We start from the raw sequence: 15,790 nt of genomic DNA on the forward strand, positions 1-15,790 counted from the left end.
ATTTTCCCACGCGGTCGCGCTCACACCTTCATGTCGATCACGGTGCGGCTCATCTCGTCGCTCGCCTTCAGCACTTTCGCGTTCGCGGCAAAGCTGTATTTGGCGACGAGCTGGCTGATCATCTCCTGCGCGAGATCGACGTTGGGCGCGGCGACCAGGCCGTCCTTGTTGGCGAATGGCGCGGAGGGATCGTAGCTCGCGGACGTGCCCGAGCTCGACCGGGTGATGGTCGTCTGCGTGCCGCCGCCGGCGACGTCGCTCTGCACCAGCGCGAGCGGGTCGTAGGCCTTCGGCGCGCCGGCCGGCAGCGTGCCGTCGGCATTGGGCAGCGCGCCCGTGCTCCGGGCATTGGCGATGTTCGAGGCGGACACCTCGAGCCGGCGCGAGGCGGCCTGCATGCCGGAGACTGCGATGGTGGCGGTGGGGCTCATGGCGGCGCTTGCTGGTGACGTGATGCGTCAGCTAAGCCCGCGGCGCACCAAGCAAGCGTCAAGACCGCCGATGAGACTCGAGCGTCCGGCGTAAGGTCCTGTTCACCATCACGATCTCAACCCGGCCTGTTCGGATCATCGCGCAGCAGCGCCAAGGCGCTGGGCACGTCCTTGGCTGCGGAGACGAGTACATATTCGCCACGCGCCGCGCGGACGCCGCCGGTGACCACGACCGCCCGCTTCGGGCACAGGCCGAAGCAGCTCGTCATGACGATGCGCGCCGGCTTCTCGCCCGCGCCGTTGCCGGGGCCGTCCGGGGATTTCAGCGCGTTCTTGATGGCCTTCCTGATTTCCTTGGGGTCATCGCTGCGCTTCAGGCATTTGCGGCAGACGAACATCGGGGCGGCGCGGCGGGGGCGGGCGAGAGCAGGGAGGGCCATGCCTCCGAGCTAAGCGGCCGGCCGAGGCGCCGCATCCCTCGCGGATGCGCAGCCGTCGTGCGGCGAGCGAGGTTCCGGGGCTTGGGTTGCAACCTTCCGAGCTTGGGCTATTGCCCATGATCGGGGCATATGATCTGGTCCGAATGACCCGGCCGCGTCCGGCTGGGGATGGTGGCGGGCTTCGGTTCCCGGCGCCGTGGCGGCCATGCCATAGTGCCGGCCGATCACCGTCGTGCCCCTGCTCGGCCGGGGGACGACGTGTCTGAGAAGGAGACCGCTCTGCGTCATGGCAGGCGACAGCGAAAAATCCCGGCTCGACGACGCCGCCCGCGCCGGCTGGCTGTATTTCATCGCCGGCCACACCCAGGACGAGATCGCCCGGATGCTGCAGGTGTCGCGCGCCTCGGCGCAGCGGCTGGTGTCGCTGTGCCTCGCCGAGCGGCTGATCACCTTCCGACTCGAACACCCGATCGCGTCCTGCATGGCGCTCGCGGCGCAGCTCAGGGAGCGGTTCGCGCTGGTGCATTGCGAGGTGGTACCGACCGATCCGGCCGCCCCGGCGGGCGCCGCGGGGATCGCCGAGCGCTGCGCCAACCTGCTGGAGACGACCTTGCGCGCCGAGACGCCGGTCATCATTGCGCTCGGAACGGGGCGGGCGGTGCGCGCCGCGGTCGAGCGCGTCTCGCCGGTCGACCGTCCCGAGCACCAGATCGTCTCGCTGGTCGGCAACATCCTGGCCGACGGCTCCGCCAGCTTCTTCGACACCGTCGGCCGGCTCGCCGACCGCACCGGCGCGCGGCATTATCCGATGCCGCTGCCGTTCCTGATGGGCAGCGAGGACGAGCGCGACCGCATGGTCCGGCTGGATGCCATCGCCAAGGTCAAGGCGGTCGCCGACAAGGCCGATCTCAAACTGGTCGGCATCGGCCAGATGGACCAGAAGGCGCAGATGCATGTCGACGGCTTCGTCACCCGCGACGAGCTCACCGAGATGATGCGGCTCGGGGCCATCGGCGAGATCACCGGCTGGGCCTATGACGCCGGCGGCAAGGTGATCGCTGGCGGCACCAACCGCCGGCTCACCAGCATTCCGCCCGAGGTGCCGGCCCGCGCCATGACCATCGCGGCGGCGCTGGGGCCGGCGAAGATCCCGGCGATCCGCGCCGCGCTGACCGGTCGTCTCATCAATGGCCTGATCACCGACGAGGCCACGGCGCGCGCCGTCCTGGGGTGAATGCCCGCGGCGCTGCGCTTCCTTCTATCAAAGTCCGATCTCTGTCGCGCCGCACAACCTGTGGGCGCCGGCGCATGCTTGACAAAGCCCGACCAGTGTTGTGAACATCAGCTCAGCCCGTGAGCATATATTCAAAAGACACGGGAAGGGAGGAGACCGTGAAGACCATCTTCACTCGGACGAGCACGCTTGCCGCCCTGATGGGCGCCGCCACGCTGCTGACAGTTACGCCCGCACTGGCGGAGACGAGCCTGACCATCGCCACCGTCAACAACGGCGACATGATCCGGATGCAGGGCCTCACCAGCGAATTCACCAAGGCCAATCCCGACATCTCCGTGAAATGGGTGACCCTGGAAGAGAACGTGCTGCGCCAGCGCGTCACCACCGACATCGCCACCAAGGGCGGCCAGTTCGACATCCTCACCATCGGCACCTACGAGGTGCCGATCTGGGCCAAGAAGAACTGGCTGGTGCCGCTCGACAAGCTCGGTGCCGACTATGATGCCAACGACATCCTGCCGAAGATCAAGGACGCCGTGTCCGTCGACGGCAAGCTCTACGCCGCGCCGTTCTATGGCGAGAGCTCGATGGTGATGTATCGCACCGATTTGTTCGACAAGGCCGGGCTGAAGATGCCGGAGAGCCCGACCTGGGACTTCGTCATCGACGCCGCCAAGAAGCTCACCGACAAGCAGGCCGGCGTGTTCGGCGTCTGCCTGCGCGGCAAGGCCGGCTGGGGCGAGAACATGGCGTTCCTGACCGCGATGTCGAACTCGTTCGGCGCGCGCTGGTTCGACGAGAAGTGGCAGCCGCAATTCAACACGCCGGAATGGAAGAAGACGCTGTCGACCTATGTCGAGCTGATGAAGGAGGCCGGCCCTCCCGGCGCCAGCTCCAACGGCTTCAACGAGAACCTCGCGCTGTTCAACTCCGGCAAATGCGCGATGTGGATCGACGCCACCGTGGCGGCCTCGTTCGTGACCAATCCGAAGGAGTCCAAGGTCGCCGACAAGGTCGGCTTCGCGCTGGCGCCGAACACCGGCCTCGGCAAGAACGCCAACTGGCTGTGGGCCTGGAGCCTCGCGGTGCCCGCCGGCTCCAAGAAGGTCGAGGCGGCGGAGAAGTTCATCGCCTGGGCGACCAGCAAGGACTATCTCAAGCTCGTCGCCTCGAAGGATGGCTGGGCCAACGTGCCGCCGGGGACGCGCACCTCGCTCTACAAGAACGAGGAGTACCTGAAGGTCGCGCCGTTCGCCAAGCTGACCTTGGCTTCGATCGACGCCGCCGATCCGAACCATCCGACGGTGAAGCCGGTGCCTTATGTCGGCGTGCAATACGCCGCCATTCCTGAATTCCAGGGCATCGGCACCGCGGTCGGGCAGCAGTTTTCTGCCGCGCTCGCCGGATCGATGACAGTGGATGCGGCGCTCGCGGCGGCACAGTCCGCCACCGAACGTGAGATGAAACGCGCCGGCTACATCAAATAGGCGCGCCAAGTCTATCAGCTCGACAAGAAACTCCTCCCGAGCTGATCACTGGCGGCCATCCCTCCCCACAGGGATGGCCGCATTTTCTCTCCGATGCGGATGGGACCTGCGAGCATTCGTAGGGTGGGCAAAGCGAAGCGTGCCCACCGCGTCACGACAACGGTTAAGATGGTGGGCACGGCGCTTTCGCGCCTTTGCCCACCCTACGGGAAGCCCCGGACTCCGTCATTGCGAGGAGCGAAGCGACGAAGCAATCCAGAGTCACGCCCGCGACCCTGGATTGCTTCGCTTCGCTCGCAACGACGGCGGTTTTTACCGAGCAAGCAGTTCATCGAGCAGACGGACAGCAGCAATGGCCACCAGACAGACGCAACTGCTCGCCCGGGCGCTGATGTCGCCGGCGGTGATTCTGCTGTTCATCTGGATGATCGTGCCGCTGGCGCTGACGATCTACTTCTCGACCTTGCATTACAGCCTGCTCGATCCCGGCTCGGAAAGCTTCGTCGGCTTCGAGAACTTCACCTACTTCCTCACCGATCCGGCCTTCCTCGCCTCGCTGCAGAATACGCTGGTGCTGGTCGGCTCGGTGCTGCTGCTGACCATCGGCCTCGGCATTCCCCTTGCGATCCTGCTCGACCAGCCCGTGATCGGCCGCAACATCATCCGCCTGATGGTGATCGCGCCGTTCTTCGTGATGCCGACGGTCAGCGCGCTGGTGTGGAAGAACCTGCTGATGCACCCGGTGTCCGGCCTGTTCGCGTGGATCGCGACCTCGCTCGGAATGACACCGGTCGACTGGTTCACCGACGCGCCGCTGCTCGCGGTCATCTTCATCGTGGCCTGGCAGTGGCTGCCGTTCGCCACGCTCATCCTGCTGACCGCGCTGCAGTCGCTCGACGAGGAGCAGAAGGAGGCCGCCGAGATGGACGGCGCCAGCGCGCTGTCGCGCTTCATCTACCTGACTGTGCCGCATCTGGCGCGCCCGATCACGGTGGTGATCCTGATCGAGACCATCTTCCTGCTCACGGTGTTTGCCGAGATCTTCGTCACAACCGGCGGCGGGCCGGGGCTGCAGACCACCAACATCGCCTTCCTGGTCTATTCGCAGGCGCTGATCCAGTTCGACGTCGGCACCGCCTCGGCCGGCGGCCTCGTCGCGGTGGTCATCGCCAACATCGTCGCCTTCTTCCTGGTCCGCATCGTCGGCCGTAACCTCGAGGCGTAACACCATGGCGCGCAAGGTCACCGGACGTCATGTCGCGATCTCCACCGTCGCCGCCTGGCTTGCGGGCTTCGTGATCTTCTTCCCGATCCTGTGGATGGTGCTGGCGAGCTTCAAGACCGAGCTCGAGGCGTTCGCGACGCCGCCGTCGTTCCTGTTCTTCCACTGGACCACCGAGAACTACGTCACCGTGCAGGAGCGCAGCGACTATCTGCACCACGCGCTGAACTCGCTGATCGTCGCCGGCGGCTCGACGCTCATTGCGATGCTGATCGCCATTCCGGCGGCGTGGTCGATGGCGTTTGCGCCGACCAAGCGCACCAAGGACATCCTGCTCTGGATGCTGTCGACCAAGATGATGCCGCCGGTCGGCGTGCTCGTTCCGATCTATCTGATCTACAAGAACATGGGGCTGCTCGATACGCGGACTGGGCTGGTCTTCATCCTGTGCCTCGGCAATCTGCCGATCGTGATCTGGATGCTGTTCACCTACTTCAAGGAGATTCCCAAGGACATTCTCGAGGCAGCGCGAATGGACGGCGCCACGATCGGGCGCGAGCTGATCTACGTGCTGACGCCGATGGCGATCCCGGGCCTCGCCTCGACCCTGCTGCTCAACCTGATACTGGCCTGGAACGAGGCGTTCTGGACCTTGAACCTGTCGACCCTGGAGGCGGCGCCGCTGACGACCTTCATCGCCTCCTATTCGAGCCCCGAAGGCCTGTTCTGGGCGCGGCTGTCGGCGGCTTCGACGCTCGCGATCGCGCCGATCCTGATCATCGGCTGGTTCAGCCAGAAGCAGCTCGTGCGCGGGCTGACCTTCGGCGCAGTGAAGTAATAAAGGGGCTGAATCATGGGACGGATCACGCTTGAGGGTGTGCAGAAATCGTTCGGGCCGGTCCACATCATCAAGGGCGCCGACCTCGACATTCCCGACGGTGCCTTCGTGGTGTTCGTCGGCCCCTCCGGCTGCGGCAAGACCACGCTGCTGCGCCTGATCGCAGGGCTGGAAGATGTCTCCGGCGGCCGCATCCTGATCGACGGCAACAATGTCGTCGACGTGCCGCCGGCCAAGCGCGGCCTGTCGATGGTGTTCCAGTCCTATGCGCTGTATCCGCATATGAGCGTGCGCGGCAACATCGCCTTCGGCCTGAAGATGGCCGGGCTGCCAAAGGCCGAGATCAACAGCAAGGTCGAGGCCGCCGCGGCGACCTTGAACCTCACGCCCTATCTCGACCGCAAGCCGCGCGAGCTCTCCGGCGGCCAGCGCCAGCGCGTCGCGATCGGCCGCGCCATCGTGCGCGAGCCGAAAGCGTTCCTGTTCGACGAGCCGCTATCCAATCTCGATGCCGCGCTGCGGGTGCAGATGCGGCTCGAGGTGACGCGGCTGCAGAAGCAGCTCGGGACCACGGCGATCTACGTCACGCACGACCAGGTCGAGGCCATGACCATGGCCGACAAGATCGTGGTGCTGAACGCCGGCCGCATCGAGCAATATGGCTCGCCGATCGAGCTCTATCAGCGACCCGCCAATCTGTTCGTCGCCGGCTTCATCGGCTCGCCGAAGATGAACTTCATCACCGGCGCGGAAGCGGACAAACACCATGCGACCACGATCGGCGTGCGGCCCGAGCATGTCGCGGTCGTCGATGAGGGCGGCGGGGGCTGGCTCGGCAAGGTCGTGATCGCCGAGCATCTCGGCAGCGACACCTTTCTCTACGTCGACGCCGGCGCGCTGGGCACGCTGACAGTGCGCGTCGTCGGCGAGAAACGGCTCAGTGCCGGCGACGCTGTAACGCTGCGGCCCGAGCCCAGCCGCATCTACCGCTTCGACCAGAGCGGCAATTCGATCTTCGCATGAGAGGTGACGTCCCCTCCGGGCGTCAACGACAACAACGGACCACGACGATGTATCTCGAAAAATTCAAACTGAACGGCAAGACCGCGTTGGTCACCGGCGGCGGGCAGGGCATCGGCCTGGCCTGCGTCGAGGCGCTGGCGGAGGCGGGCGCGCATGTGGTGATCGCCGATCGGGATGCGAAGGCGGCCGCGGACGCGCAGGCGGCGATGAAGGCCAAGGGCTTCACCACCGAGACCGCGCTGATGGACGTGACCAATTCGGCGCAGGTTGCGGCGGTCGCCGACGATCTGGTGGCGCGCTACGGCAAGGTCGACATCCTCGTCAACAATGCCGGCATCGCGCGCAGCGAGACACCGGCCGAGACCGTCACCGACGAGCACTGGCTCAACGTGCTCGATGTCAACCTCAACGGCACCTTCTGGTGCTGCCGCGCCTTCGGCCAGCACATGCTGGCAGCCAAGAGCGGCAGCATCGTCAATATCGGCTCGATGTCCGGATTCATCGTCAACAAGCCGCAGGAGCAGTGCTTCTACAACGCCTCCAAGGCTGCGGTGCACCATCTGACCAAGTCGCTGGCGGCCGAGTGGGGCGCGCGGGGCATCCGCGTCAACGCGGTGGCGCCGACCTATATCGAGACGCCGCTCAACGCCTTCGTGAAGAGCAATCCGCGCATGTACGACGCCTGGATCGGCGGAACCCCAATGGGCCGCATGGGTCAGGTCGAGGAGATCGCCTCGGTGGTGCTGTTCCTGGCCTCCGAGGCGGCAAGTTTGATGACCGGCAGCGTCGTCGTTGTCGATGGCGGCTACACTTGCTGGTAAGCTCTCGTCAAATTGACGGGAGCGAAACATGCGGCAGGCGTTCATCGGTGTCGACGTCGGCACAACCAGTACGCGCGCCGGGATTTTCGACGGTCACGGCCGGCTGCTTGCCGCGGCGCGGCATCCGATCCAGACCTGGCACGAGGCCGGTGATGTCGTCGAACAGTCGTCCGACGACATCTGGCGCGCGTGCTGCGCGTCGGTCAAAGCCGCGCTGGCGGAAGCGGGGATCGCGCCGGATCTGATCAGGGGCATCGGCTTCGATGCGACCTGCTCGCTGGTGGCGCTCGATCCCACGGGCGCGCCGGTCACGGTCAGCAGCTCCGGCGACGCCCGCCGCAACGTCATCGTCTGGATGGATCATCGCGCGCTGACGGAGGCACGCGACATCAATGCGACCGGGGACGACGTGCTGCGCTATGTCGGCGGCTCGATCTCGCCGGAAATGGAGATGCCCAAGCTCTTGTGGCTGAAGCGGCATCTCCGCAAGAGCTTCGACGCCGCCGGCCACTTCTTCGATCTGGCCGACTTCCTGACCTGGCGCGCGTCAGGCTCGCTGGCGCGCTCGATGTGCACCGTCACCTGCAAATGGAATTATCTCGCGCACGAGACGCGCTGGAGCGCGGCCTATTTCCGGCGCATCGGGCTGGACGATTTCGTCGCAGACGACTACGCGCGGATCGGCACCGAGATCGTGGCACCCGGCACGCCGCTCGGCCGCGGGCTGTCGCTCGCTGCGGCGGACGAACTTGGGCTGGCCCCGGGCACGCCGGTCGGAGCCGCGCTGATCGATGCCCATGCCGGCGGCATCGGCGCCATCGGCGGCCGCGCGGCCGACGGCGGTGAGGTGAATGTCGGCGACCGCCTCGCCTACATCATGGGGACCTCGGCTTGCATCATGGCGACGACGCAGGCGCCGTCCTTCGTGCCCGGCGTATGGGGACCTTATTATCAAGGCATGGTGCCCGGGTTCTGGCTCAACGAGGGTGGCCAGTCCGCCGCGGGCGCGGCGATCGACCATCTGCTGCGCTCGCACCCGGCTTCTGTCGAGGCGACCGCTGCGGCGCGCGCAGAAGGGCTCGACCTGATCAGCCTGCTCGAAAAGCGGATCATGGCGCGGGTGCCGAATGCCGGCAGCGCGGCGCTGCTGGCGCGTGATCTCCACATTCTCCCAGAATTTCTCGGCAACCGCTCGCCCTATGCTGACCCAGACTCGCGCGCCATCATCGCCGGCCTCGATCTCGATGCCGATATCGCGGCGCTGGAGCGGCTGTTCGTGGCGGGGTTGTGCGGGCTCGCCTATGGCCTGGCCGACGTCATCGATGCCTTCGCCGCCAACGGTGTCACCAGCCGGACGCTGGTCATGGCGGGCGGCGCCTCGCGCAGCCCGCTGGTGCGCCAGATCATGGCCGATACGACGGGATTGACGGTGGCGCTGCCGGGCACCCAGGAGCCGGTGCTGCTCGGGGCGGCCATGCTGGGCGCGGTCGCCAGCGGCGCCTTCCGCTCGATCGGCGACACGATGGCCTCGATGTCCTCGCTCGGGCGTCTCAGCGATCCGACCGATCCGAACATCGCGGCCTTTCACCGCCGCAAGCGGCGCATCCACGGCATGCTGCGGACGCTTGATCGCGACAGCCGTTCCATGATGCATGGGGGCCACGGGGAGGCATGACCATGATCCTGAGCTGCGGTGATGCGCTGATCGATTTCGTCCCGGCCAGATTGCCCGACGGGCGCGATGCCTTGCGGCCGGTGGTCGGCGGCTCGTGCCTGAACGTCGCCGTCGGCGTGGCCCGGCTCGGCGCGCCGACGGGCTTCGTCGGCGGCATCTCGACCGACCTGTTCGGCAGCATGATCGCAGCGCACGCCCAAGGCTCGAACGTCGACCTCGGCTACGCCACGCGCAGCCCGGACCAGACCACGCTCGCTTTCGTGCGCCATGTCGGCAGCGAGGCGCAGTATGCCTTCTACGACGCCGACACCGCCGCGCGGAAATGGACGTTCAGACCCGGCAGCATCCCTTTTGCTGACATCGACGCCATCCATGTCGGATCGACCACGCTGATCCACGATCTCGGTGCCGCGGAGACCCGTGCGCTGATCGCCGCCACGCAGGGCACGGTGACGATCTCCTTCGACCCGAACTGCCGGCCGAATCTCGTGACCGACAAGGCCGCCTATCGCGCCGGCATGGATGAGTTTGCGGCGAGTGCCGATCTGATCAAGATGTCGGATGTGGATTTCGACTATCTGCATGGGCACGACGACTACGCCGCACGGGCCGACGCGCTGCTTTCGCGCGGCACCAGCCTGGTCGTCCTCACCCGCGGCCCCAACGGGGCGCTTGGCTGGCATGCGCAGGCCGGCGCGGTCGAAGTCGCGGTCCCCCCGGTCGAGGTGGTCGATACGATCGGCGCCGGCGATACGTTCCAGGCGGGGCTCCTGTTCGCGTTGCGCAAGCTCGGGCGCATCGGCCGGGAGGCCCTGAAGGAATTGAGCCAGGGCGAATTGCGCAAGGCGCTCGCCTTTGCCGGGGCGTGTGCGGCCGTCACCTGCACCCGCGAGGGCGCCGACCCGCCGCGCTGGGACGACGTGGCTGCAACCTGGGATCGCCTGGGCTGAAGCTCCCCATTGCACTCGTCATTGGGAACTGGTTGGCTGTTCCCCCGTCATATGTGAGTACCGGACGAGGAAGCGCGATCGCGAGACTCCTCTGCCCGGGCCGCGGAAATCTTGACGCGACAACGAGTTGCAGGGAGGAGAACCATGGCACCCGCCGCACGGACCGAGCCGCTGTCCCGTCACGCGCTGGCCTTCGTGTTGGCTGGCGGGCGCGGCAGCCGGCTGCTGGAGCTGACCGACCGGCGCGCCAAGCCCGCGGTCTATTTCGGCGGCAAGTCGCGCATCATCGATTTCGCGCTGTCGAACGCCGTCAATTCCGGCATCCGGCGCATCGCCGTGGCGACACAGTACAAGGCGCACAGCCTGATCCGCCATCTGCAGATGGGCTGGAATTTCTTCCGCCCCGAGCGCAACGAGAGCTTCGACATCCTGCCGGCGAGCCAGCGCGTCTCCGAGACGATGTGGTACGTCGGCACGGCCGACGCCGTGTACCAGAACATCGACATTCTCGAGACCTACAACACGAAATACATCGTCGTGCTGGCCGGCGACCACATCTACAAGATGGACTACGAGCTGATGCTGCAGCAGCATGTCGACCAGCGCGCCGACGTCACCGTCGGCTGCCTGGAGATGCCGCGCGAGGAATCCTCAGGCTTCGGCGTCATGCACATCAATGAGGACGACACGATCCGCGACTTCATCGAGAAGCCGGCCGATCCGCCGCCGATGCCGGGCAAGCCCGACAAGTCGCTCGCGAGCATGGGCATCTACGTGTTCGACGCCAAATTCCTGTTCGAGGAGCTGAAGCGCGACGCAGCGGACCCCAATTCCAACCATGATTTCGGCCGCGACATCATTCCCTACATCGTCAGGAACGGCCGCGCCGTGGCGCACCAGTTCTCGCGCTCCTGTGTCCGCGCCGCCCACGATCAGGGCAGCTACTGGCGCGACGTTGGAACGGTGGACGCCTATTGGGCGGCCAATCTGGATCTGACGGACGTCGTGCCCGAGCTCGATCTCTACGATCGCTCCTGGCCGCTCTGGACCTATTCCGAGATCACGCCGCCGGCCAAGTTCGTTCACGACACGGATGGCCGCCGCGGCGAGGCGACCTGCTCGCTGGTCTCCGGCGGCTGCATCGTCTCCGGCGCGCAGGTGCAGCGCTCGCTGCTGTTCACCGGCGCGCACCTGCATTCCTACGCCAGAGTGCAGAACGCGGTGCTGCTGCCCTACGTCAACGTCGCCCGCCACGCCCGCCTGACCAACGTCGTGGTCGACCGCGGCGTGCAGATTCCGGAAGGGCTGGTTGTCGGCGAGGATCCGGAGTTCGACGCCAAGCGGTTCAGGACCACGGAGAACGGCGTGACCTTGATTACCCAGCCGATGATCGATGGGCTCAATTCATGACGCCGCTGCGCGTTCTGTCGGTTGCCTCCGAGGTCTATCCCATCATCAAGACAGGCGGCCTCGCCGACGTCGTCGGCGCGCTGCCATGGGCGCTGCTGGCCGAGGACGTCGAGGTCCGCACGCTGATTCCCGGCTATCCCGCGGTCATGACCGCGCTGGAGCAGGCCAGCGAGATCAGCTCGCTGCCAAACTTCTTCGGCGGCAACGCCAGGCTGCTTGGCGGCAGCCATGGCGCGCTCGATCTGTTCGTGCTCGATGCGCCGCATCTCTACGACCGCGAGGGCAACCCCTATCTGGGGCCCGACGGCAAGGACTGGCCGGACAATGCGTTCCGCTTTGCCGCGCTGGCCCGCGCGGCCTCCTATATCGGGCTCGGCGCGGTGCCGGCCTTCGTGCCCGACATCGTCCACGGTCACGATTGGCAGGCCGGGCTGGTGCCGGCCTATCTGCTCTACAGCCACCGGCCGCATCCGGGCACGGTCATGACCGTGCACAATCTGGCGTTCCAGGGCCGCTTTCCGCGCCACTTCCTGCCGCCGCTCGGACTGCCGCCGGAATCGTTCTCGATCTACGGCCTCGAATATTACGGCGACATCAGCTTCCTCAAGGCGGGGTTGCAGTTCGCCGACAAGATCACGACGGTGTCGCCGACCTATGCGCGGGAGATCCAGAGCGACGAGCACGGCATGGGCCTCGGCGGCCTGCTGCGGCAGCGATCGTCCGACCTCGTCGGCATCCTCAACGGGATCGACACGGCGGTGTGGGATCCCGGCAGCGATCCGGCGATCGTCTCGCATTTCGGCATTGACCGGATCGAGGCGCGGGCGCCCAACAAGGCCGCGCTGCAGACGCGCATGGGCCTGCAGGTGGCGCCGGAGACGTTCCTGCTCGGCGTCGTCAGCCGGTTGACCTCGCAGAAGGGGCTCGACCTGCTGCTGTCCTGCCTGCCGACCTTGACCAGTAGCGGCATCCAGCTGGCGCTGCTCGGCGACGGCGAGGCCGAGCTGCGCGACGCGTTCCGCGCAGCGGCTGCGAACGATCCCGGAAAGATCGGCGTCGTCATCGGCTACGACGAGGGCTTGGCGCATCTCGTCCAGGCCGGCTGCGATGCGCTGGTCGTGCCGTCGCGGTTCGAGCCGTGCGGGCTGACACAGCTCTGCGCGTTGCGTTATGGCGCGCTGCCGATCGTCACTGCGGTGGGCGGTCTCGCCGACACCGTCATTGACGAGACGGAGGCCGGCGTCGCCGCAACCGGGTTCAAGTGCGCGTCCGTGACAGCGGAGGCGCTCGACCAGACCCTGCGCCGCGCCGCCGCCGCGTTCTACGCCGCGCGCAGCAACGCCTCGAATTGGACCCGCATGCAGCTCAATGCGATGCTGACCGACGTCTCCTGGCGCCACCGCGCCGGTCGTTATGCCGAACTTTACCGGCAGATCGTCGCGCAGCGGCGTCCGGCAGGCTGAGCGCCGCGGCGTGCGGGTCAGGACGCCTATGTCTCGATGAGAACCTTCAACGCATGGGTCTTGGCCGCGGCGCCGAACGTCTCGTAGGCATCGAGGATCTGATCAAGCCTGAAGCGGTGGGTGATCAGCCGGTTCGGTTCGAGCTTGCGCGACTGCACCGTCTTCAGCAGCATCGGCGTCGTCACCGTATCGACCAGCCGCGTCGTGATCGCGATGTTGCGGTCCCACAGCTTCTCCAGATGCAAGTCGGCCTTGACCCCGTGCACGCCGACATTGGCGATCACGCCGCCGGGGGCGATGATGTCCTCGCAGGTCACGAACGTCGCGGGCATGCCGACCGCCTCGATCGCTGTGTCGACGCCGCGCCCGTTCGTCAGCGCCATGACCTTCTCGACGGCCTTGCCGTCGGCGTTGTTGACGACGCTGGTGGCGCCGAAACGGGTGGCGACCTCGAGGCGGTTGTCGTCGAGGTCGATCATGATGATTTCGGCCGGCGAATAGAATTGTGCCGTCAGCAGCGCCGCCAATCCGATCGGACCGGCGCCAACGATCGCGACCGTCGAACCCGGCTCGACCTTGCCATTGAGGACGCCGCATTCGAAGCCGGTGGGGAGGATGTCGCTCAACATCACCAGCGCCTCCTCCTCGGTGTCGGCGGGCACGTGATAGAGGCTGGTGTCGGCATGAGGCGTGCGAACATACTCCGCCTGCGTGCCGTCGATCCTATGGCCGAGGATCCAGCCGCCATGGCGGCAATGCGAGTACATGCCGCGCCGGCAATAGTCGCAGGTTCCGCAGGCCGAGATGCAGGAGACGATGACGTGGTCACCCGGCTTGAACGCGCGCACGGCGCTGCCGACCGCGTCGACCACGCCGACGCCCTCGTGGCCGAGAATGCGGCCCGGCGTACATGTCGGCACGTCACCCTTGAGAATATGAAGGTCGGTCCCGCAGATCGTCGTCTTCAGGATTTTGACCACCGCGTCGCCCGGCTCGATGATGGTCGGCTTCGGGCGCTCGTCGAGGGATTTCTTGCCGGGACCATGATAGACCAGGGCTTTCATGACTTACCTCCGCAGGTTTCTGCCCGGAGGATGGATGGCGCAAGAGAGGTCGCGCGCCGTTGAGGCGTATCAATCCTGACCAGAGTCCCCATCACTATCGTGTGTCCCGGGTGGCCAGGGCGAAATGCGGACGGCGGACGCGCGTCGCGCCTCCAATGCAGTCCAGCCCGGCTCAGATCACATGCGCATCGCTCTGGACGCATCGGCGCGGCTCGCGGATAGTCTCGCGGCTTCCTACCATTCCGCGCGAGATTTCATGACCGACAACCAGCCTTCGTCCGTGTCCTTCGACCTGATCATCCGCGGCGGCACCGTCATCGACGGCACGCGTGCGCCACGCTTCGAGGCTGATGTCGGCATCAAGGATGGCCGCATCGTCGCCATCGGCGGGCTTGACGGCCGGAAGGCCACGCGCGTGATCGACGCCTCCGGCCTCATCGTTGCGCCGGGCTTCATCGACTCCCACACCCATGACGACAGCGCCGTGCTGGTCGATCCCGACATGACCTGCAAGGTCTCGCAGGGCGTGACCTCCGTCGTGACCGGCAATTGCGGCGTCAGCATCGCGCCGCTGAAGCCGGGCTCGCCGCGGCCGATGCCGCTCGGCCTGCTATCGCCAAGCGAGGGACAGGTGGTCGAGTATGCCGCGTTCGCCGACTACGTCGCCGCGTTGCGCGCGGCGCCGGCTGCGGTCAACGTCGCGCCGATGGTCGGCCACACCGCGCTGCGCGCCTCGGTCGTGAGCGATCTCGGTCGGGCCGCGACGGACGTGGAGATCGCCGAGATGCGCGCGCATGTGCAGGAGGCGCTCGACGCCGGCGCCATCGGCGTCTCGACCGGGACGTTCTATCCGCCGGCGGAGGCGGCGCCGACCGAGGAGATCATCGAGGTCTGCCGTCCGCTCACCGGCAGCGGCGGCGTGTATGCGACGCATATGCGCAACGAGGCGAACGAGGTCATCCAATCGCTGGAGGAAAGCTTCGCCATCGGCAAGGCGCTCGACGTCCAGGTCGTGATCTCGCATCACAAGGTGGTGGGCCCTGCCAATTTCGGCCGCACCAGGGAGACGCTGCCGCTGATCACCAAGGCGATGAGCTGCCAGTGCGTCGCGCTCGACTGCTATCCCTACAACGCCTCCTCGACCATGCTGCATACCGATCCGGCCAAGCTGCAGGTCAAGGTCGTCGTCGCGGCCTCCGGACCCCATCCGGACGTGGCGGGGCGCGATCTCGCCGACATCGCCGCCGATTGGGGCGTCGACCGGCTCGAAGCCGCGAAGCGGCTGCAGCCGGCGTCGGCGATCTACTTCGCGATGGACGAGGCCGACGTGCAGACCATCCTCGCCTACGAGCCGACCATGATCGGCTCCGACGGCCTGCCGTTCGGCGAGCGTCCGCATCCGCGGCTCTGGGGCACGTTCCCGCGTGTGCTCGGCTACTACTGCCGCGAGCTCGAGCTGTTCTCGCTGGAAACCGCGGTGTGGAAGATGAGCGGGCTGACGGCGCGGAATTTCGGCATCAAGGGACGCGGCACGCTCGCGGTCGGCAACCATGCCGACATCACGATCTTCGATGCGGCCAGCGTGCGCGACAGCGCGACCTATGATGCCCCCTGCGTGCCGGCCGCCGGCATCGAGGCCGTCATCGTCAATGGCGCGCTGACCTGGTGGCAGGGCGCGCATCAGAAGGCGCATGCGGGGCAGGTGATCACCCGCGGCGCGCTGCAGTGA

14 protein-coding genes are annotated in these 15,790 nt (G+C 66.6%); 11 read left to right on the forward strand and 3 right to left on the reverse strand.

The window, feature by feature from the left end; genetic code table 11:
* Nucleotides 1–20: 20 nt before the first annotated feature.
* Nucleotides 21–431, reverse strand: a complete 411-nt coding sequence (locus tag ACQR1D_RS04615) for a flagellar basal body rod protein FlgC (RefSeq protein ID WP_316181053.1) — start codon at nucleotides 429–431, stop codon at nucleotides 21–23.
* Between the two features lie 116 nt (nucleotides 432–547).
* Nucleotides 548–871, reverse strand: coding sequence for a hypothetical protein (locus tag ACQR1D_RS04620; protein ID WP_434893786.1), 324 nt, complete (start codon nucleotides 869–871; stop codon nucleotides 548–550).
* A gap of 286 nt (nucleotides 872–1,157) precedes the next feature.
* Between ACQR1D_RS04620 and ACQR1D_RS04625 the strand changes: the two genes are divergently transcribed.
* From ACQR1D_RS04625 to glgA, 10 genes are all read left to right on the forward strand, one after another.
* Nucleotides 1,158–2,105 (forward strand): sugar-binding transcriptional regulator, encoded by a 948-nt coding sequence (locus ACQR1D_RS04625; protein WP_434847105.1) that lies wholly within the window; start codon nucleotides 1,158–1,160, stop codon nucleotides 2,103–2,105.
* Between the two features lie 200 nt (nucleotides 2,106–2,305).
* Complete coding sequence (locus ACQR1D_RS04630) at nucleotides 2,306–3,595, forward strand: ABC transporter substrate-binding protein (protein ID WP_315804687.1); 1,290 nt, start codon at nucleotides 2,306–2,308, stop codon at nucleotides 3,593–3,595.
* A 352-nt stretch (nucleotides 3,596–3,947) separates the two neighbouring features.
* On the forward strand, nucleotides 3,948–4,820 hold the full coding sequence (locus tag ACQR1D_RS04635; protein WP_315804652.1) for a carbohydrate ABC transporter permease: 873 nt from the start codon (nucleotides 3,948–3,950) through the stop codon (nucleotides 4,818–4,820).
* A gap of 4 nt (nucleotides 4,821–4,824) precedes the next feature.
* The gene (locus ACQR1D_RS04640) at nucleotides 4,825–5,655 is read left to right on the forward strand and encodes a carbohydrate ABC transporter permease (protein WP_315804651.1); all 831 of its coding nucleotides are present in this window, start codon (nucleotides 4,825–4,827) and stop codon (nucleotides 5,653–5,655) included.
* A gap of 15 nt (nucleotides 5,656–5,670) precedes the next feature.
* Complete coding sequence (locus ACQR1D_RS04645; protein ID WP_316237196.1) at nucleotides 5,671–6,678, forward strand: ABC transporter ATP-binding protein; 1,008 nt, start codon at nucleotides 5,671–5,673, stop codon at nucleotides 6,676–6,678.
* A 47-nt stretch (nucleotides 6,679–6,725) separates the two neighbouring features.
* Nucleotides 6,726–7,499, forward strand: coding sequence for an SDR family NAD(P)-dependent oxidoreductase (locus ACQR1D_RS04650; RefSeq protein ID WP_434838060.1), 774 nt, complete (start codon nucleotides 6,726–6,728; stop codon nucleotides 7,497–7,499).
* Between the two features lie 28 nt (nucleotides 7,500–7,527).
* Nucleotides 7,528–9,174 carry an FGGY-family carbohydrate kinase gene (locus ACQR1D_RS04655; RefSeq protein ID WP_434838059.1) on the forward strand — a complete coding sequence of 549 codons (1,647 nt, stop codon included), beginning with the start codon at nucleotides 7,528–7,530 and terminating at the stop codon, nucleotides 9,172–9,174.
* A 2-nt stretch (nucleotides 9,175–9,176) separates the two neighbouring features.
* A complete protein-coding gene (locus ACQR1D_RS04660; protein WP_434838205.1) occupies nucleotides 9,177–10,124 on the forward strand; it encodes a carbohydrate kinase family protein in 948 nt (315 codons plus the stop codon).
* A gap of 144 nt (nucleotides 10,125–10,268) precedes the next feature.
* Nucleotides 10,269–11,534 (forward strand): glucose-1-phosphate adenylyltransferase, encoded by a 1,266-nt coding sequence (gene glgC, locus ACQR1D_RS04665; RefSeq protein ID WP_434838058.1) that lies wholly within the window; start codon nucleotides 10,269–10,271, stop codon nucleotides 11,532–11,534.
* A complete protein-coding gene (gene glgA, locus ACQR1D_RS04670; protein WP_434838057.1) occupies nucleotides 11,531–12,997 on the forward strand; it encodes a glycogen synthase GlgA in 1,467 nt (488 codons plus the stop codon). The genes glgC and glgA overlap by 4 nt, the downstream gene beginning before the upstream one ends.
* 26 nt (nucleotides 12,998–13,023) lie before the next feature.
* On the opposite strand, the gene ACQR1D_RS04675 is transcribed toward glgA, so the two are convergent.
* Complete coding sequence (locus tag ACQR1D_RS04675) at nucleotides 13,024–14,061, reverse strand: zinc-dependent alcohol dehydrogenase family protein (protein ID WP_434838056.1); 1,038 nt, start codon at nucleotides 14,059–14,061, stop codon at nucleotides 13,024–13,026.
* A gap of 256 nt (nucleotides 14,062–14,317) precedes the next feature.
* Between ACQR1D_RS04675 and ACQR1D_RS04680 the strand changes: the two genes are divergently transcribed.
* A complete protein-coding gene (locus ACQR1D_RS04680; protein WP_434838055.1) occupies nucleotides 14,318–15,790 on the forward strand; it encodes an N-acyl-D-amino-acid deacylase family protein in 1,473 nt (490 codons plus the stop codon).

This window comes from Bradyrhizobium sp. HKCCYLRH2047 (genome assembly GCF_051168175.1).
In the GTDB taxonomy this organism is placed as follows: domain Bacteria; phylum Pseudomonadota; class Alphaproteobacteria; order Rhizobiales; family Xanthobacteraceae; genus Bradyrhizobium.